This is a genomic window from Bartonella sp. HY038, from assembly GCF_014117425.1.
Classification (GTDB): Bacteria; Pseudomonadota; Alphaproteobacteria; order Rhizobiales; family Rhizobiaceae; genus HY038.
The window spans coordinates 405,716-425,326 of sequence record NZ_CP059725.1 but is presented as its reverse complement, the minus strand read 5'-3'; the positions used below and the strand labels follow the sequence as shown (position 1 = coordinate 425,326).

19 protein-coding genes and 1 pseudogene are annotated in these 19,611 nt (G+C 42.7%); 10 read left to right on the top strand and 10 right to left on the bottom strand.

Annotated elements, in window-relative coordinates:
* Window positions 1–43 precede the first annotated feature (43 nt).
* From H3299_RS01730 to H3299_RS01695, 8 genes and pseudogenes are all read left to right on the top strand, one after another.
* Window positions 44–1,081 (top strand): ABC transporter substrate-binding protein, encoded by a 1,038-nt coding sequence (locus H3299_RS01730; RefSeq protein WP_182418621.1) that lies wholly within the window; start codon window positions 44–46, stop codon window positions 1,079–1,081.
* A 121-nt stretch (window positions 1,082–1,202) separates the two neighbouring features.
* Window positions 1,203–2,224: pseudogene (locus tag H3299_RS01725) on the top strand (FecCD family ABC transporter permease).
* Complete coding sequence (locus H3299_RS01720) at window positions 2,224–3,045, top strand: ABC transporter ATP-binding protein (RefSeq protein WP_182419594.1); 822 nt, start codon at window positions 2,224–2,226, stop codon at window positions 3,043–3,045. Before H3299_RS01725 ends, H3299_RS01720 begins: the two are co-directional and overlap by 1 nt.
* Window positions 3,046–3,483 carry a pseudoazurin gene (locus tag H3299_RS01715; protein ID WP_182418620.1) on the top strand — a complete coding sequence of 146 codons (438 nt, stop codon included), beginning with the start codon at window positions 3,046–3,048 and terminating at the stop codon, window positions 3,481–3,483.
* Between the two features lie 196 nt (window positions 3,484–3,679).
* Window positions 3,680–4,798 (top strand): vWA domain-containing protein, encoded by a 1,119-nt coding sequence (locus H3299_RS01710; protein WP_182418619.1) that lies wholly within the window; start codon window positions 3,680–3,682, stop codon window positions 4,796–4,798.
* Between the two features lie 286 nt (window positions 4,799–5,084).
* Window positions 5,085–6,290: a pyridoxal phosphate-dependent aminotransferase gene (locus H3299_RS01705; RefSeq protein ID WP_182418618.1), complete on the top strand. Its 1,206-nt coding sequence runs from the start codon at window positions 5,085–5,087 to the stop codon at window positions 6,288–6,290.
* Between the two features lie 159 nt (window positions 6,291–6,449).
* Window positions 6,450–7,355, top strand: a complete 906-nt coding sequence (gene rsmI, locus H3299_RS01700; RefSeq protein ID WP_182418617.1) for a 16S rRNA (cytidine(1402)-2'-O)-methyltransferase — start codon at window positions 6,450–6,452, stop codon at window positions 7,353–7,355.
* The gene (locus H3299_RS01695; protein ID WP_182418616.1) at window positions 7,345–7,713 is read left to right on the top strand and encodes a YraN family protein; all 369 of its coding nucleotides are present in this window, start codon (window positions 7,345–7,347) and stop codon (window positions 7,711–7,713) included. Before rsmI ends, H3299_RS01695 begins: the two co-directional genes overlap by 11 nt.
* Here H3299_RS01695 and H3299_RS01690 read toward each other — a convergent pair.
* Window positions 7,710–8,477 (bottom strand): ComF family protein, encoded by a 768-nt coding sequence (locus tag H3299_RS01690; protein ID WP_182418615.1) that lies wholly within the window; start codon window positions 8,475–8,477, stop codon window positions 7,710–7,712. The genes H3299_RS01695 and H3299_RS01690 overlap by 4 nt on opposite strands.
* Window positions 8,478–8,599: 122 nt before the next feature.
* Here H3299_RS01690 and H3299_RS01685 point away from each other — a divergent pair, with 122 nt between their 5' ends.
* Complete coding sequence (locus H3299_RS01685; protein ID WP_182418614.1) at window positions 8,600–9,511, top strand: methyltransferase domain-containing protein; 912 nt, start codon at window positions 8,600–8,602, stop codon at window positions 9,509–9,511.
* Here the strand turns inward: H3299_RS01685 and cysQ are convergent.
* The 3 genes from cysQ to rpmB form a co-directional block, all read right to left on the bottom strand.
* The gene (gene cysQ / locus H3299_RS01680) at window positions 9,508–10,341 is read right to left on the bottom strand and encodes a 3'(2'),5'-bisphosphate nucleotidase CysQ (protein WP_182418613.1); all 834 of its coding nucleotides are present in this window, start codon (window positions 10,339–10,341) and stop codon (window positions 9,508–9,510) included. The two genes, H3299_RS01685 and cysQ, sit on opposite strands and share 4 nt — an antisense overlap.
* 94 nt (window positions 10,342–10,435) lie before the next feature.
* A complete protein-coding gene (locus H3299_RS01675; protein WP_182418612.1) occupies window positions 10,436–11,071 on the bottom strand; it encodes a VUT family protein in 636 nt (211 codons plus the stop codon).
* Window positions 11,072–11,148: 77 nt separating this feature from the next.
* Window positions 11,149–11,442 carry a 50S ribosomal protein L28 gene (rpmB, locus tag H3299_RS01670; RefSeq protein ID WP_182418611.1) on the bottom strand — a complete coding sequence of 98 codons (294 nt, stop codon included), beginning with the start codon at window positions 11,440–11,442 and terminating at the stop codon, window positions 11,149–11,151.
* Window positions 11,443–11,662: 220 nt separating this feature from the next.
* On the opposite strand from rpmB, the gene H3299_RS01665 reads away from it, so the two are divergent.
* Window positions 11,663–12,418: an SURF1 family protein gene (locus H3299_RS01665; protein WP_371739823.1), complete on the top strand. Its 756-nt coding sequence runs from the start codon at window positions 11,663–11,665 to the stop codon at window positions 12,416–12,418.
* A gap of 151 nt (window positions 12,419–12,569) precedes the next feature.
* Here the strand turns inward: H3299_RS01665 and lldD are convergent, their stop codons facing one another.
* The 6 genes from lldD to cyoB all read right to left on the bottom strand — a co-directional run bounded on the left by lldD (window position 12,570) and on the right by cyoB (window position 19,608).
* Entirely contained in the window at window positions 12,570–13,709 is a 1,140-nt protein-coding gene (lldD, locus tag H3299_RS01660) for an FMN-dependent L-lactate dehydrogenase LldD (protein WP_182418609.1), read from the bottom strand.
* A 9-nt stretch (window positions 13,710–13,718) separates the two neighbouring features.
* A complete protein-coding gene (locus H3299_RS01655; protein ID WP_182418608.1) occupies window positions 13,719–14,507 on the bottom strand; it encodes an FCD domain-containing protein in 789 nt (262 codons plus the stop codon).
* Entirely contained in the window at window positions 14,504–16,144 is a 1,641-nt protein-coding gene (gene lldP / locus H3299_RS01650) for an L-lactate permease (RefSeq protein ID WP_246708107.1), read from the bottom strand. Before lldP ends, H3299_RS01655 begins: the two co-directional genes overlap by 4 nt.
* A gap of 370 nt (window positions 16,145–16,514) precedes the next feature.
* Window positions 16,515–16,967 (bottom strand): cytochrome o ubiquinol oxidase subunit IV, encoded by a 453-nt coding sequence (cyoD, locus tag H3299_RS01645; protein WP_182418606.1) that lies wholly within the window; start codon window positions 16,965–16,967, stop codon window positions 16,515–16,517.
* Window positions 16,967–17,581, bottom strand: a complete 615-nt coding sequence (gene cyoC / locus H3299_RS01640) for a cytochrome o ubiquinol oxidase subunit III (RefSeq protein ID WP_182418605.1) — start codon at window positions 17,579–17,581, stop codon at window positions 16,967–16,969. Before cyoC ends, cyoD begins: the two co-directional genes overlap by 1 nt.
* Window positions 17,578–19,608, bottom strand: coding sequence for a cytochrome o ubiquinol oxidase subunit I (gene cyoB, locus H3299_RS01635; RefSeq protein ID WP_182418604.1), 2,031 nt, complete (start codon window positions 19,606–19,608; stop codon window positions 17,578–17,580). Before cyoB ends, cyoC begins: the two co-directional genes overlap by 4 nt.
* Window positions 19,609–19,611: the final 3 nt, after the last annotated feature.

Below are 19,611 nucleotides of genomic sequence, written 5' to 3'. Positions count from 1 at the left end.
TAATAAGTTCACATTATTGTGAAAACCCATTCAGGATTATATCATGTTCAATTTAAAGTTCGGAAATTTGGTTAAGGCAAGCACTGCAATTGCTGCCTGCCTTTTTGCAACAGTTTCGTTTGCGCAAGCTGAAAAAACCCAATACCCGTTAACAATTAACAATTGCGGACGGGTTCTTACCTTTGATAAAGCACCGCAAAGTGTCGTTTCTGCAGGTCAAAACAGCACAGAGATTTTATATCTTCTTGGTCTTTCTGATAAGGTGAAGGCAACCGCACTTTGGTTTAACCCAGTTTTGCCTGAATTTACCGAAGTAAACAGCAAGATTGAGCGTCTTGCTGACAATGTTCCAAGCTTTGAATCAGTTGTTAATAAAAAGCCTGACCTTGTTGCTAGCCAATATGAGTGGCTTGTCGGCCCTGTTGGTACCATTGGCACTTATGAGCAATTTAACGAGGTGAAGATTCCTGTTTACAATTCACCTGCTGATTGCGATGGCAAGGATAACTCAGCCGGTAGTGATGGTCTTCGTAGCACACCGTTTGAAATGGCTTTGATCTATAAAGAAATCGACGAATTATCAAAAATTTTCGACGTGCAAGATCGCGGACAAGAAGTAATCAATAGCTTAAAAGCTCGCGAAAAAGCAGCAATTGAAAAAGTAAAAGGCCTACCAAAAGATAAAATTTCTGGTTTTATGTGGTATTCAAGCATGGAATTAGAAATGGATCCTTATGTTGCAGGTACAAAGGGCGCACCAAACTATATGTTTGAAGTTTTTGGCATTAAAAACATTATTGCTTCAGAACATGAATGGCCAATGGTTGGTTGGGAAACAATCGTTAAATCTAACCCAACAATTATCGTTGCTGCAACCATGGAACGCCGCCGTTTTCCTGCCGATGATATCAAGGTCAAGGAAGAGTTTTTACAAAAAGATCCTGTTGCAAGCTTGATGGATGCTGCTAAAAACAAACATATCATTGAGCTTGATGTGCAAGCTATGAATGGTTCAATCCATACAATCGAAGGCATTGAAATCATTGCTGACGCTTTGGAAAAATTCAACCTTGATAAATAATAAAACAAGCGCATTTGCCTTAAAAGCAAATGAAATAATTTAACAAATATAATATCTTATATACTCCGCACTGTATAATTAAAGCAATTGCGGAGTATATATTAATGGGCTGGTCGAAATAATGTCATATACTTTCCGATTGAAACCGCTTATGTTTACTTTTATTGCAATTATACTCATTAGCTTGGCTCTTATGATGGGGGCAGCAATCGGTGAAACGACCATTCCCTTTCAAACGGTTTATGAGACTATTGCTTTAAAATTATTTAATGCGAAAGTGGATATAAGCGCTATTGATGCAGGTATAATCTGGCATTATCGTTTGAGCCGCGCAGTGGTTGGCGCCTGTGCGGTGCAAGCCTTGCGCTATGTGGCGTGGTGTTACAATCCATATTAAGAAATCCACTTGCTGATCCTTATTTGTTGGGTATTTCTGCAGGCGCCTCAACTGGTGCTGTTTGCGTTATGATTATGGGAACAGGCTTGGGGGTAATTTCCATGTCAGGCGGCGCCTTTATTGGTGCTTTGGTTGCTTTTGTCTGTGTTGCCCTTCTTGCCTTTCGCATTGGCCGCAGTGCAGCAGCGGTTATTCTTGCCGGTATTGCCGGTGCCCAATTTTTTAACGCTCTCACCGCTTTTATCGTTACACGCGGCGCCGATGCAGAACAGGCACGCGGCATTATGTTCTGGTTGATGGGTAATCTATCCACTGTACGTTGGGTAGATGTGTCAATCGCCTTTCCAGTAACGATTATCGGTTTTGTTATCTGCCTATTTTTTGCACGCGCGCTTGATGCCTTTGCCTTTGGCACCGATTCCGCCGCATCGCTTGGTATCCCAGTGCGCTGGGTATGCGGCATTTTAATCACTTGCTGCGCTTTAATGACCGCAGTCATGGTAAGCCTTGTTGGTGCTATCGGCTTTGTTGGCCTTGTTATTCCCCATGCAGCACGTGCACTTGTTGGTACACGCCACCAAAGGCTTATTCCAGTATCAGCCGTTATAGGCGCAATATTTTTAATTGCTGCTGATATTGTTTCACGTATCATTGTACCGGGGCAAGTTCTACCAATCGGCGTTATAACTGCCTTGGTCGGCGCGCCAATATTTGCGTTTATTCTCGTTACCAAGAAAGAGATGTAATCATGTTAAGAGCTGAAAATCTTTTTTGGAGTGTTGGTGACAAAACAATTATCAACAATGTTTCGCTACAGGCAAAGCCTGGCCATTTTTTAGGAATTATCGGTCCCAATGGTTCGGGGAAAAGTTCGCTCATGTCGCTGCTAACAGGGATCAGAAAGCCTTCTCAAGGCAGCGTTTTCCTTAACAATAAGCCATTAAATTCTTTAAAACGCATCGAAATTGCCAGATGCCTTGCTTTTATTGAACAACATGCCGATACAGGCGAGCGTATCAGTGTGCGCCAAGCTGCAGAACTAGGTCGCACACCTTATCTATCTGTATTATCGCCTTTTTCCCAAAAAGATCATGACATTGTTAATGAAGCGCTTACCAAAACAGATATGCTCAAAATGGCGGATCGCATTTGGCAAACTTTGTCGGGGGGTGAAAAACAACGCGTGCATTTTTCACGCGCACTTGCTCAACAGCCTGAAATATTGCTTCTTGATGAACCAACTAACCATCTTGACATTCATCACCAAATGGCACTTTTAAGCCTTGTCCGCAATCAAGGTTTAACAATCATTGCCGCCCTTCATGACCTTAATCATGCTGCGATGTTTTGTGACGAAATTGCTGTGCTTGATCAAGGAAAAATATTTGCACAAGGCAGCCCGAAAGAAGTAATGACAGAGGAAACTATTCGTCAAATATTCAAGGTTGAAGTTGAAATCATGACGCGCAAATGCGGCAATTTGAACATTAGCTATATTGCACCACAAAAAATCAAGAAAATGCCTTTAGAAACAGGCGCATCACAAACAATAAGGAATTGTGCTTAAATGTTACGTGTTTTATTGGCCATTATCGGCCTTATGTTCCTTTCAGCTCCGGTTATGGCTGAAACTTTTGAGGTAAAAATGCTTAATCGTGGCGATAAGGGGCCAATGGTTTTTGAGCCAGATTATCTTAAAATTAAGCCTGGTGACAAGGTTATCTTCAAGGCAACCCATCGCTCGCATAATGCCGCGTCAATCAAAGAAATGATGCCAGAAGGCGCAACACCTTTTATGGGCAAAATTGATGAAGAACGCGAAATTACTTTTGACGTACCTGGTTTTTACGGCATTAAATGTACACCGCATTATGCCATGGGCATGATCATGATGATTAAGGTTGGCGAAGCTACCATGCCAGATGCTTACCGCGAAGTAAAACAACCAGGCGTTGCACGCAAGCGTTTCGATGAAATATTTGAGCGTATTGACGCTGGCGAATAAGTTTTAAATTAGGGCATTTTACATAACTAGTAAAATGCCCTATTTTTTGTAAATATTATCATTATATATTTATTTACCAATCAAACAAAAAAAATACAACAATACATATTAATAACTCATTTATTTTAAATTCAAACAATATTAAGCCGCATTTATTTTCCATTATTAAAATATCAACAATAAAATGGAAATAGATATGCTAAAACCTATTAATTTATTTGTAAAAACTATTTTTATAACTGCTATAACCTCAACTTTTGCTTTTCACGCAAGTGCTGAACAAAGCAATAACAAACAAAAGGTTGAAGTTGCATTTGTGCTTGACACGACCGGCTCTATGGCGGGTTTGATTGATGGTGCAAAGCAAAAAATTTGGTCAATCGCCAATACCATTATTGATGTTAATCCCGATGCTGAAATTCGTATGGCACTTATTGCTTACCGCGATCGGGGTGATGAATATATCATTAAAACCTATGATATGAGCAGCGATGTACAAGGCTTATATGGTAAATTAACCAAGCTTGAAGCTGACGGTGGCGGTGATACTCCAGAATCGGTAAATGAAGCCCTTGATGAAGCTGTACGCAAGCTTGAATGGACCAAAGGCCATGATACAAAACGCATTATTTTCCTTGTTGGTGATGCGCCGCCCCATATGGACTACCCCAATGCACCGCTTTACCCCAACGTGTTAAAACGCGCTGTTGCTGATGGTATCATTGTTAATACTATACAAGCGGGAGATGATAGGGAAACCAAAAAGATTTGGCGCGAAATAGCTCAACTTGGCCATGGTCGTTATATGCCAATACCGCAAGATGGTGGCAAAATTACCGTGATTAACACACCTTATGATGACCAAATCATTGTTATCCAACGAAAAATTGATAAAACTGTTTTGCCTTATGGCAATCATGACGAACGTGAAGCACTCACGAATAAAATGGAAGAGAAGGCAGAAGCGCCAGCACCAGTTCAAATCGATAATTCACGTTTTTATTCTAAGAAAAGCGGTAGCAAAGAAGTGGTAACCGGTGGCAATGATTTAATTACCGATGTAAAAAATGGCACGCAAAAAATTGAGGAGGTGCAAGAAACATCGTTACCCGATGAGCTGCGCGGTAAATCTAGCGAAGAAAAAAATGCAATCGTTGAAAAAACATCGCAAGAGCGCAGCAAATTAGAAGCCGAAATGTCTGCCCTCATTGAAAAGCGCGATGCCTATATTGCCGAGCAAAAATTAAATCCCGATAAGGACAATAATTCGTTTGATAGCGTTGTAAAAGAAACTTTACACGATCAATTAAAATAACAAAATTTCAAGATATTTTTCTACCCGTATGATCGGGTAGAAATTTCTATTTTTAAAATATATTTTGTCCTATAATGATAAATTAAAACTGTTCTTAATAGATTTATTGTTGCGTTAATAATAAATTGAATAAAACCTTTAAATGCCATTTTTTTTGGTAAAATTGCTGTGCGATCATTGCACTTTTTTTCATATCAGCGCATAGAATAAGACTTGCGTTTTTTTAACGCCATTTACCAGAGATATTTCTCTTTGTTTCGCCATATCAATTTCAGGAGATACTATTATGGCATTCCTTGCTGACGCTCTTTCTCGTGTTAAGCCATCTGCGACTATTGCCGTTGCCCAAAAGGCTCGTGAACTCAAAGCCCAAGGTAAAGATGTTATTTCGCTTAGCGCTGGCGAGCCAGACTTTGACACTCCAGACAATGTAAAGAATGCCGCTATTGAAGCGATTCGTCGCGGCGAAACCAAATATACACCTGTCTCCGGTATTCCTGAACTAAGACAGGCTATTGCTGCAAAGTTTAAACGCGAAAACGGCTTAGACTACAAGCCAGAGCAAACAATTGTTGGCACCGGCGGCAAGCAAATTCTTTTTAATGCTTTTATGGCAACCTTAAACCCAGGTGACGAAGTGGTTATAGCTGCGCCTTATTGGGTAAGCTATCCTGAAATGGTACTGCTCACCGGCGGTACACCCGTTTTTGTTAACACACGCCATGAAGACAATTTTAAATTGCGCCCAGAAGACTTGGAAGCTGCAATTACACCAAAGACCAAATGGTTTGTTTTCAACTCCCCTTCAAATCCATCAGGTGCGGCTTACACCCATGATGAATTAAAGGCTTTGACCGATGTGCTTATGCGCCATCCTCATGTCTATATCCTAACTGATGACATGTATGAGCATTTAACCTATGGTGATTTTGTTTACACCACCCCTGCGCAGGTTGAACCCGGTCTTTATGACCGCACCTTAACAATGAATGGTGTTTCAAAAGCCTATGCGATGACTGGTTGGCGTATTGGTTATGCGGCCGGTCCTTTAGCCTTGATTAAAGCGATGGATATGGTGCAAGGCCAACAAACATCCGGTGCTTGTTCTATTGCGCAATGGGCGTCAGTAGAAGCGCTAAATGGCCCGCAAGATTTCATCCAGAAGAACAAAGCAATTTTTCAGGCTCGCCGCGATCTTATTGTGTCGATGCTTAATCAAGCAACGGGCATTGAATGCCCAGTTCCTGAAGGTGCATTTTATGTTTATCCATCTTGCGCAGCACTCATTGGTAAAAAGACCGAGGATGGCAAGGTAATTGCAACCGATGAGGATTTTGTAACCGCATTACTCGAAGCTGAAGGTGTTGCGGTTGTTCATGGCTCAGCCTTTGGTCTTGGGCCAAATTTCCGCATTTCCTATGCAGCATCGGAAGAAATGCTGGAAGAAGCTGGCAAGCGGATCCAACGTTTTTGCGCAAGCCTTCGCTCGTAAAAATTGCGACTTGAGCTTATATTCTATTGTGTTTGTGCCATGCTTCTTGTCAACAAGAACGTGGCACAAATTTTATAAAATACATAGTCAACACACAATCATTAGCGTTGGCAACACACTGGCAAAAACGCACCAAAGCCGATAAGTTAAGAGAAAAACATGACCCAGAATGAAGATAGTAAGCGCTACATTATCGGTGCTCATAATTATCAAGCCCCAGTAATTGAAAATGCGCTTTATCTTGTTTCAACGCCGATTGGCAATCTTGGCGATATCACCATTCGCGCGCTTGAAGTTTTGGCGGCTTGTGATGTCTTAGCTTGTGAAGATACGCGCACAACACGGGTTTTGCTTGACCGTTATGCCATTCACAAAAAAGCCGTTAGCTATCATGAGCATAACGCGCAAACAAGTGGCCCAATGCTGATTGAATCCTTGCTTTCAGGTAAATCTGTGGCTCTTGTTTCTGATGCCGGCACGCCTTTGATCTCTGATCCGGGTTTTCGTCTTGTTACGCAAGCGCGTGAAGCCGGAATTAAAGTTGTCCCCATTCCCGGTGCATCAGCGCTGTTAACCGCGCTTGTTGCCACTGGCTTACCTACTGATAGTTTTTTCTTCAATGGTTTTTTGCCAACCAAAAAGGGGGCGCGTATCAAGCAATTGCAAGATTTAAGCCACATGGATACAACGTTGATCTTTTATGAATCGCCCCACCGTGCATCTGAAACCCTTGCCGATATGGCGGAAGTTTTCGGGGCTGATCGCCCTGCAGCTTTAACCCGTGAACTTACTAAAACCTTTGAGACTTTCGACTGCGATAATTTAGGCATTTTGGCACAAAAATATGCAGAGGTTGATCGTATTCGCGGCGAGATTGTTTTGGTGGTTGGTCGGCCGCTTGCTAAGGAAAAGTCTTTTGATGCAAATGATATTGACGCCTTGCTGCTTGATTTAGCAAAATCTATGCCAGCCCCAAAAGCTGCCCAAGAAGCTGCATCAATTACGGGGCAAAAACGTCAAGAGCTTTATTTGCGTCTGATGGCTTTAAGAAGCAATGACACGTAAACAACCAAAGAAAACAACTTATAAAAAGGGCTTGCGCGCTGAGAATATCGCCGCCCTTTATTTATTGTTAAAAGGTTATTGGATTGTTGCGCGCCGTTTTAAAACCAAAAGCGGCGAAATTGATTTAATTGCAAGGCGTGGTAAAACCATACTGATTATTGAAGTAAAAGCACGAAAAGATCTTATGTCTGGTCATGATGCAGTTGATTTTATGAGCCAAAAGCGCATCATGGCGGCAGCAGATATTTGGCTTGCCCAACAAAAAGACGCTGCATCTTTATCGCTGCGGTTTGATGTTATCATTATTCGGCCTTGGCGGCTCCCCACTCACATTAAAAATTTTGCTTCTTTTAATTAAAGTATGAAATCAAGACGATGCGAAAAGGTTAAAACATCCACCTTTGCCGCGCCACCATCCTTTAAAGCTTTGGCTGCTGCACGCAAGGTTGAACCAGTGGTTAACACATCATCAACCAGTAAAATACGTTTATTTTTAAGCTTATCACGATATTTATCTGGCACTTCAAAGGCATTGGCGACGTTTTTTTGCCGCTCTATTTTAGTTAAACCAACTTGCGGCGGTGTATTTTTATGCCGCAGTAAAGCTTGTGGATAAAATACAATATTTTTTTGCCGAGCAATATTGCGCCCAAGCTCTGCTGCTTGATTATAACCACGCTTAAAAAAACGAATATGATGAAGCGGTACTGGTATTATAAAATCTTTCTCGATTAAGAGTTCGCGCCCTGCTACCACCATCCATTTTGCCATCCATGGCGCAAGTTCTGTACGATCACCAAATTTTAAACGGCTTACCAATGTTCGCGCTAGACCATCATGGACAAGCACCGCACGCGCGCGGTCAAAAGGCGGTGGGTCATTTAATGCTTGCACTGATAATAGCTCACCTTCCAAACTAAATTTATGTGGCGTACCCATGACGGGACAAAAGGGCGGCGTTATAAACTGCAACTTTGCCCAACATTGCGGACAAATAGTACCGGTTTGCGCAACCAAAACACCACACCCAACACAAATAGGTGGAAAGAGCACATTTCCTGATAAAATACCAATTTCTTTGAACAAACGTAAAATATTTTGCCGCCAAGATAGTTCTTGCATGATAAAGCCCCCGCTTCTTAGCAGAGTGTAAAACAATATTTCAAAAAACAAAACTGCTATTTATAAACTCAAATCAAAGAGCTTTAAATTTGCTGCAAAAAATGCTTTAAGCATTTTGATGAATGCCCCTTTTTTGCAATGAGATTGTTTTGAGCCAAAACCCACAAATCTTCGACCTTGATTTAATTGAATCTTATCGTCACCGCGCCTTAAAACATAAGGATAGCGGCGTTGATTTTTTATTAAAACGCATGGCTGTAGATTTGGAAGAAAGACTGCAACCGGTTGAGCGTATATTTGAAAATGCGTTAGACCTGCATGGCTTTAACGGTGTTGTGGCCGATAGCATGGGGCGGAGCCAAAAAGTAAAAAACATTACTCGCATTGAAACAAATAAACACTTTATTGATGACACTTATAGCGCCTTAATACGCAGCCGCGAGTTTTTGGATTTACCTGCAGAATCAGCTGATCTTATCGTTTCACTGCTTTCGCTTCACCTGACCAATGACACGCCAGGCGTCTTTATTCAAATTCGCGAAGCACTGCGCCCCGATGGATTGTTTTTAGCCTGTCTTGCAGGTGCCGGCACTTTGGGTGAATTGCGCGAAAGTCTTTTACAAGCTGAAAACGAAATTTATGGCGGCGTAAGTCCGCGTATTTACCCATTTATTGATGTGCGCGATGCAGGTGCTTTACTACAAAGGGCGGGCTTTGCCATGCCGGTAAGCGATATTGAAAGTGTCACCGTGCGCTATGACAATGCTTTTGATCTGATGCGCGATTTACGGCAAATGGGCATGCAAAATGCTTTATTTGACCGCTCGCGCCGCCCTGTTTCAAAACGCTTCTTTATGCGAGTAGCAGAAATCTATGCTTCACGTTTTGCCGATAGCGATGGCCGTATTCGCGCAACCTTTAATTTTGTTTGGCTATCCGGTTGGGCCCCTCACCCAGATCAGCAAAAACCATCGAAACGTGGCTCTGCCAAAGTTTCGCTGGCTGATGTCCTAATGCCACCAAAATCAAACTAATTGTAAGACGAGGTTAGTTTTTTAAACCCCGCTTCATCGCCAACTGCAAAAAATATACCTTGTTTATGGCAAGGATCAGCACTTACATCGCATGCGCCATAGCGAATGGGATTACCTGCTTCATCAACCATTGTGCCGCCAGCAGCTCTTAAAATGGCGTCACCCGCCGCAACATCCCACGTCATACATGGTTCAAAGCGCGGATAAATATCTGCTTTACCTTCGGCAACAAGGCAAAACTTTAGCGATGAGCCAACCGCCAAACGATGCTCAACCTGATGATTATCGAGCCATTTATCGGTTATCGTGCAGCGGTGCGAGCGACTCATCACTGCAATTGGATTGCTTGGCATTTGCCGTGTGCTTAGTCTTACCCCATCACCTTTTTTGCCATGGGTAACATGATATAAAAATGCCCCATTGGGACTACCGACATAAAGCTTATGTTCTGCCGGTATAAATATCACCCCTAATAAAGGACAATAGTTGTCAATCAAAGCAATATTGACGGTAAATTCGCCATTTTGGGCAATAAATTCGCGCGTACCATCTAATGGATCAACGAGGAAAAACCGTGATGCCAAGTTTGTTTTAACGCCGCTTGCCACCTCTTCCTCGGCGATAATTGGAATTTCAGCGAAAGCTTTGCGTAAAGTGGCTAAGATAATCGCTTCCGCCCCTTGGTCAGCGATCGTCACTGGAGAATGATCGCTTTTTTCTTCAATCAATATCGGTTGTTGATAATGCGCCATAATGTAATTGCCGGCCTTTACACTGGCAGCACACATAATTTCCAAAATTGCATCGTGACTTATAGATGAATGAGGCATTTTACCCAAATTGCATTAGCATGGATCAACTGTCTATTATAAACTTCAATAAAGCAAAAAGCTCTGAATTTATCAGAGCCTTTTAAAAAATTGATTATTTACTTACTTTGCTTTTGTTGTAAGTCGCAGGGGAAAACAGGGCGAGAAATGTACCATAGGGCAGCAGCATAAATATTGCCATCGCCACCTTCACCCAAAAATCACCAATCGCAAGCGATAACCAGATCGCAATATTTCCACCCCAAAATGCGGTTGTGCCGGCAATTGACTGATCTGGCAAACCCGTTGCAGTATCAATAAACCCAAATACTGGTGCAAAGGCAAGCCCAAAGAAAATCAACGTATCAAGCACAGAGCCGGCAAGCGCTGCCGCAAGCGGTGCCTGCCACCATGTACGTTGGCGCAATGGGCCAAAAACAGCAATATCTAATAATTGGGCAAAAAGGAAAGCAGAGCCTGATGCAATGGCAAGGCGCGGTGTTGCTAATATCCATGACACGCCAAGCCCAGCTATAAAGCCAGCATAAACAACATAGCGGGCAATTTGGGGCCCAAAACGCCGATTGGTCAAATCATTGATAAGAAAAGCAAAAGGATAGATAAAAGCGCCATAGGTGAGCACATGCTCAAGCCCAAACCACGAAAAAGGGTATTGCACTAAAATATTGGAGGCAGTTACCGCCACACACATGGCAAAAATGGCAAGAATAACAGATTCGGTCTGTTTCATTTTTTTAACCTGGGTAATGGAACCAGAAAAAAGGCTGGCGAAAGCCAGCCCGATGATTCTTTTCGCTGGATAGCGACTTAAGCAGCTTGTTCAGCTTGCTTTTTAACGATTTGACGCTTTAAAAGACGTGCACGTTGAGACAATTCAACATCTGCAGCCTTTACGAGGAAAGCATCAAGACCACCACGATGTTCTACCGAGCGCAATGCATGGGCAGATACACGTAAACGGTAGCTCTGACCGAGAGTATCGGAAATAAGAGTTACATTGCAAAGATTAGGCAAAAAGCGGCGACGCGTCCTGTTATTGGCGTGGCTCACATTATTGCCGTACTGTACTGACTTACCGGTCAATTCACAAGCGCGGGACATGATATCACCTTCTAAATGGTTTGTAATCTGATAAAAAACTGTATTGAATAGATCTAAAAGTTAAATCATAATCGCACAATTGCCATCAGGAATTTTTCAAAAGTTGGGTTTCTATAGGGGTAGATGGGCAAAAGGTCAAGTCTTTTTCGATCTATACAACTAAACTGCGCCAATATTGACACTTTTATTATTAAATTTGCATGGTAAAAGAGAAACTATGATGACAAAAACAAATAATTCGACCTCAGAACAAAAAGGCTTTGGCTTTTGGACCATTATGTTTCTTGGTCTGTGTACCGTGCTTTTTTGCTTATTTATGGCGCTTGGCATTTGGCAAGTGGAACGCCGTGCGTGGAAGCTTGATCTTATTGCCAAAGTAGAACAGCGTATCCACCAACCTGCGGTTGATGCGCCCAACAAAGACAAATGGCCAGATGTAACAAAGGATAATGACGAATATCTACCTGTTAAAGTTCATGGCCATTTTTTAAATGACAAAGAGATTCTCATTACCGCCGTTGCCGATGCGGGTGCAGGCTATTGGTTAGTGGTACCTTTTGAAAAAGATGATGGCACCATTGTCTTTATCAATCGCGGTTTTGTGCCCATGGATCGTTCGGATCGCGGCTCACGCAAGGGGGGCGAAGTTGATGGTGAAACCACAATTCAAGGCTTGCTTCGCATGGGCGAAGGTGAAGGTTATCTCATGCGTAAGAATAATCCGCAAGAGAATCGCTGGTTCACCCGCAATATTCCTGCTATGGCGCAAAAATTAGGGCTTAGTGGCGGCAACGTTGCGCCCTATTTTATTGATGCTGATAAAACACCCAATATTGGTAAAGTGCCAATTGGCGGCCTTACCGTTGTGGAATTTAGAAACAACCATTTAGGCTATTTTTTAACCTGGTTTACCTTAGCAGCTGGCATGGTTTTAGCGGCTGGCTACATTATTTATACCAATAGACGCAAAACATAAACTTATCCGCTAAAGGCTTTTAATCCCTACACCATTGGTTTATTGGCTAGATAGGCATTAAAAAATCCCCATATTGACGTTAATCAATATGGGGATTTTTATAAACCCCATTAAAAGCTATTTTGCATTTAAATTTATTTTTCTTTTAAACTTATTTTTCTGGCACAAGCGAACGGGAATCAATTTCAGATATGCTTTTCGCTCCCGTTAGTGCCATAGCAACGCGCATTTCCTTGGCAAGAATATCAAGCATATTGCAAACCCCTGCTTCACCCTCTGCAGCCAAGGCATAGGCAAAGGCACGCCCCACCATAGTAAAATCAGCGCCGAGTGCCAACATACGCACAACATCAAGCCCGGAGCGAATACCGCTATCTGCCACTACTTTTAAATCGCCCTTAACGGCATTAGCAATATCTGGCAAAGCGCGACAAGATGATAAAACACCATCAAGTTGCCGACCACCATGGTTTGAAACAATAACACCATCGGCACCAAAACGCACAGCATCACGCGCATCATCAACGTCCAATATGCCCTTGATAAGCATTGGACCTTTCCAAAATTCGCGAATCCACTCAAGATCTTTCCAACTGATCGATGGATCAAAATTTGCACCAAGCCAACCAATATAATCTTCTAAATTAGTTGGTTGGCCACGATAGGTAGAAATATTGCCAAGATCATGTGGCTTACCTTTAATGCCAACATCCCAAGCCCAAGCAGGGTGAGTTGCACCTTGGAAAACTTGCTTTAATTTGGCATGAGGGCCTGACATGCCCGAATGTCTATCGCGATACCGCGCACCTGGCACCGGCATATCTACGGTAAACACCAAGGTGGTTATGCCAGCTGCTTGTGCGCGCTCCAAAACATCACGCATAAAGCCGCGATCTTTAAGCACATAAAGCTGAAACCAGATTGGCTTTGACGATTGGCTTTGCACTTCAGCAATCGGGCAAACTGAGACGGTTGATAGGGTAAAAGGCACATTGCGAGAAGCTGCAGCTTTTGCCGCCTGTACTTCACCACGGCGTGCATACATGCCAGTCAAACCAACTGGTGACAAACCGACAGGCATGGCAAATTTTTCACCAAATATTTCTGTTTCCAAACTTAACTCGGCAACATCTTTTAATATACGTTGACGCAGAGCAATATCGGATAAATCAGAAACATTTCTTTTCAGCGTATGCTCAGCATAAGCACCGCCATCAATATAATGATAGAGAAAGGGTGGTAATTTGCGCCTTGCGGCTTCACGATAATCGGAAATAGAAGATATAATCATAATATTTACTCACATTTTTTTAGCGGTGCGGCTTTGCTTGGCGCTTTGCGCTCGCAATTTGCGTGCCGTATCATCGTCTATTTGCTTAATTGTTGTTACAACGAAATCAAGATGAGTATTGGAGGCGTTACGCGCGCCTTCACAATCATTACGCTCGATTGCTTTATAGATAGCCTGATGCTGTTCAAAAATCATATCAAAATTACGTGGCACATTATAAAGCTTTTTATGACTTTGCGAAATATTAAGCTGCAAGAGCCCAAATAAACTAGACATAACTTGCTGCAAAATAATATTGTCGGAAGCCTCGGCAATTGCCATATGAAAAGCCGCATCGAGCCGCGCCTCTTCATTGGCATCAACCTGCCCATGGCCATTTTGTATAGCATTAAGGCATTGCAAAATGCGGCCCTTTGCCAGCCTATCGGCGCGCATCGCCGCATAATAGCAGGTTGCGCCTTCTAGCGCTTCTCTGGTTTCCATGACATCATGATGATAGCCATTTTTCTCAGTCAGAAGCGGCGTAAGCGGGGTAATAATAGTTTTATCTGCCCAAACCTCTGGCATAGGTTCACCAACCACCATACCAGATTTGCGCACTTCAATAACACCGCGTACAGAGAGTTTGCTAACAGCTTCGCGGATGGTTGCCCGCGAAGCATTGAGTAAGCCAACCAAAGCGCGTTCTGAAGGCAAACGATCGCCTGCTTTCAAACTTTGCTTTTTGATAAAAGCCTCAATTTCATTTTCAATGCGTAAAGAAACACTATGAGGCTCTATTGACTTTAAAGATGTCATGCAGGGATCATCCAAGGCAAGACATAGGCTTGAATGGTGGTAATAATACCAACAAAAGCACATAATGCGAGTGAGTGTTTAACTGTGAAGCGGAAAAGATCTGACTCCTTACCGACAAGTCCAACAGCCGCACAGGCGATCGCAATTGATTGCGGTGAAATCATTTTACCGGTTACGCCACCTGTTGTATTAACTGCAACCAATAGAACATCTGAAACGCCAATTTGGTGAGCTGTTGTTGCTTGTAACGCGGCAAACAAGGCATTTGACGAGGTATCGGAACCGGTTACAAACACCCCTAACCAACCAAGGAAGGGCGAGAAAAACGTAAATGCCGATCCAGTATGCGACAAAGCAAGTGCCAGCGTTGTTGAAAGCCCTGAAAAATTAGCGAGAAACGCAAAAGCCAATACCATACCGATAGAATAAATCGGCACAGCCAAATCTTTTAAGGTTGTGCCAAATGTTGCGATGGCTTTTGCCGGCTTCATGCCAAGGACAATAATCGTCAAGATTGCCGCCAACAAGATTGAGGTACCCGTTGCCGAAAACCAATCAAACTTATAAATTGCTGCTAAAGGAGCATTGGGATCGACAATGGGTTGGGTTTTATGCACCAGATTATGCAAATAAGGCACTTGTAGCTGCGAAACCCAACTTTCTAACGTACCACCTGATTTGAATAGATTTTTAAATGGCACAATACTCCAAAGGCTAACAAATACAGTCAATATGATAAAAGGTGACCACGCTTTGACAATTTGTCCCGCCGTAAAATGGTGCGCTTCATTTTCAGTCGCTGCATCATCGAAACGGAAGATGCGCTTTGGCTGCCAAAAGCGTAAAAATACCGGCAAGATGATCAGTGTGGCAATGGCTGCTGTAATATCAGGTAATTCTGGCCCAATAAAATTGGCAGTGAGATATTGCACCACGGCAAAAGAACCACCGGCAACTAAAATAGCTGGCCATGTTTCACGCACACCGCGCCAACCATCCATAATCAAAATGAGCCAAAAAGGTACCAAAATGGACAAAAGCGGCAATTGGCGACCAGCCATTTGACCAATTAAAAATGGATCAATATTGGAAACCTGCCCAGCAACGATAATCGGAATACCCATGGCGCCAAAAGCAACCGGCGCTGTATTAGCAATAAGACAAAGTCCTGCTGCATAAAGCGGACGGAAGCCAAGGCCAACAAGCAAAGCGGCAGTAATAGCAACAGGTGCACCAAAACCAGCAGCGCCTTCCAAAAATGCGCCAAAAGCAAAGCCAACTAGCAATAATTGAATACGCTGATCGGGAGTAATACCTAAAATCGAATTGCGGATAATATCAAATTGCCCTGTAGCGACTGATATCTTGTAAAGAAATACTGCACCAACAATAATCCAAGCAATTGGCCATAGCCCATAAAAAAAGCCGTAAACACCTGATGCCAACGCGGCACTTATTGGCATTTTATAGACAATAATTGCGATAAGAAAAGTTAGCAACACGGTAATAGTACCGGCAAGATAACCTTTCATTCGTAACATTGTTAGTGCAATAAAAAAGAATAAAATAGGAATTGCCGCGATAATGCTGGAAACCCATAAATTACCGACGGGCATATAATTCTGTACCCACTCCATCTGCATCCTCCTCCAAGGTTGGTCAGACCAATATATGTATATATATTTATAAACATCAATATATATGGGAGTCAACGGTAAAAAGTAAGCAAATAATTTCAATTGGTCAGACCAAAATATTATTTTGGAGTATTGATATAAAATTAAAAATATTAAGCAATTATTTTCACTTCTTGAATGCAGCTATACTCAATTTTGATATAATTTATAATTAGATTTATTTTAAAAAGAGCAACTTATGTTTACTCCCTAAAACAACAGCCAACCTATAAAAATTATTCGCAGCAGGTACTTAACGACATAGAAAAGCCCGCTTAGCAACAACTAAGCGGGCTTTTAATTATTTTAACAGATCAATAAATCACTTAAATTATTGAGCTGGTGCTTCACTTTGCGAAGCAGCAGGCGCTTCATTTGGCGCTGTTGGCGCAATTGCTGCAGGTGCAGCAGATGTCGCAGGATAGATAACATCGGTCTGGATCACACGACCAGAGCCACCCATCATATTATAGTTAAGATGGAACATGGTCCACCATGTGCCAAATATAATGACAAGCACGCCTACAACGGTGATCCACATGGAAGTAATATTCCACTTGGAATCAGGTCCATCGCTCAAATGCAAGAAGAAAACGATCTGCACGGCCATTTGAATAAATGCAAGACCAAGCAAATAGATAACTTTCGCACTAATTGACCATTCAGCGAGCCAACCGGCCATGATTGGAGCAAAAGAAGCGATTGTCAAAACAACCGATATGATAAAACCGGTTATATATTTGGATGTGCTGTTGTCGTGGTTTTCTTGTGTATGTGCGCTCATTATAAAGCCCCCAACAAATAGACAACGGTAAATACGCCAACCCAAACGATATCAAGGAAGTGCCAAAATAACGAAAGGCAGGTAAGGCGTGTTTTATTTTGTGATGAAAGACCTGTGCGAGCAAGATGCACGAACATGACAGCCATCCAGATAAGACCAGCAGTAACGTGCAAACCGTGCGTACCCACAAGGGTAAAGAACGATGCCCAGTAAGCTGATGTCCAAGGCTGTGCACCTTCATGGAACAAATGAGCGAACTCATAAAGTTCCATAGCAATAAAGGCGATACCAAAAACAAAGGTAATGCCGAGCCATAGGCGTACACCGGAAATATTATTGCGATGCAATTGGATCATTGCAAAGCCATAAGTGATAGAAGAAAGCAAAAGAAATGCAGTTTCAACTGCCACAAAGTTCAGATCAATCACACTCTTACCGACGATCCCTTCAGCATAAGCTGAAGAGAAAACGGCAAAGTTTGCGAAAAGTGTTGCAAACAAGATCAAATCTTGAAGAATATAAACGAAAAAACCAAAGGTTTTTACAGAATCTACTTCTTCATGGCCATGGCCGTGATCGTCTGCGTGGTTATTATTTAGAGCTGTTGCACTCATGCTCTTGCTCCTTTGCCTTCAAGAACAGCAGTAAAATGATCCTCGGTCTTTTGTACCTCTTCAGCAGAGATATAATAGCCATTATGATCAGCTGTGAATGAATGGACGATTACGCTTGCAATTGTAAAGATAAATGTAAGAGCAACCAACCACCAAATGTGCCAGACAAGTCCAAAGCCAAGTGCAAGCATAGCAATACCGATAACAAAACCAGCTGCAGTATTTGCAGGCATGTGGATCTTTGTAAAGCCAGTTGTTGGGCGTTTTTCGCCACGCACCTTCATATCCCAATAAGCATCTTCTGCCTGAACCTGTGGTACAGTTGCGAAGTTATAGGCAGGAGGAGGTGAAGAAATTGACCATTCAAGCGTACGAGCATCGCCCCAAGGATCGTTTTGGGTAATTGGCAAATTGCCTTTGTGTTTGATGCCATACCAGATGGCAAGCAAGACTTGGCCAACGAAGCACAAAATACCAAGAGCAATAATTAAAGCACCAATTGCCGCAATGATAAAATATATTTGCCAAGATTGATCGACATAGTGTTGCAAGCGGCGGGTTGCGCCGAGCAAACCAACAACATAGATCGGGAAGAAGGCAACATAGAAGCCAACAAACCAGCACCAGAATGACGCAATACCAAGAGCGCGATTTGGCTTGATACCGAATACTTTCGGGAACCAGAAAGCAAGACCACCAAGGTAAGAGAATACAACACCACCAATAATTGTGTGATGGAAGTGGGCAACAAGGAACAAGCTGTTATGGAACTGCCAATCAGCAGGAACCATAGCCAAGAGAACACCAGTCAAACCACCGCCAACAAAGGTAAACATCATGCCCATGCACCAAAGCATTGGTGGCTCGAAGCGAATGCGACCCTTATACATGGTGAACAGCCAGTTGAAGATTTTAACACCTGTTGGCACAGCAATAATCATGGTAGCAATACCAAAGAAGCTGTTAACGGCAACACCGCCACCCATAGTGAAGAAGTGGTGAGCCCAAACGAGGAAGGAGAGAAGAAGGATAACCAACACTGCCCAAACCATCGAGGTATAACCAAAAAGGCGCTTACTTGAGAAAACCGGAACGATTTCTGAAAGTATACCAAAAGCAGGCACAACAAGCACGTAAACTTCAGGGTGACCGAAGATCCATACATAGTTGATCCAAACCATTGGATTGCCGCCACCATAATTGGTAAAGAATGGGAAACCCAAATAGCGTTCAAGCGCAAGAAGCACATAAGCAACAGTAAGCACTGGATAGATCAAAAGGATCAAAATATTAGATACAAGAGCTGTCCAGATGAAAACTGGCATCTTCATCATAGTCATGCCAGGAGCGCGCATTTTGATGATAGTTGCAACAAAGTTCACCGCACCCGTGGTCGTCGCTATACCCGATAGCTGTAGGGACCATAGGTAGTAGTCAACCCCGGTATCTGGACTTCCCTCAAGACCTGAAAGCGGTGGATAGGCAAGCCAACCAACGCGGCCAAAGTTACCAAATGCAAGTGACAGATTAATAAGAATGGCACCAGCAAAAGTGATCCAAAAACCAAGATTGTTAAGGAACGGAAATGCTACGTCGCGTGCACCAATTTGCAAAGGTATCACATAATTGAAAATACCGAAAAGCAAAGGGGTTGCCATGAAGAAAATCATGATAACGCCGTGCGCAGTAAAGATCTGGTCAAAGTGATCAGCAGGGAGATACCCACCTGACTGTCCAACTGCAAAAGCCTGATGCGTACGCATCATAACTGCATCGGCAAAGCCGCGCACAAGCATAACAATTGCAAGGACGATATACATAATTCCGATACGCTTATGATCAACTGTTGTTATCCAGTTGCGCCATAAGATACCCCACCAACCGAGTAATGTAATTGCTGCAAGCACGGCGGCACCGAGCACAACAATTGCAATAACAGTGTAAAGCACAATAGGTTCATGCGTTATCGCATGGAATGCTTCCGCTGAGGGGTCAGTCAGTCTTCCGAAAAGAAATGATGATGACATTTT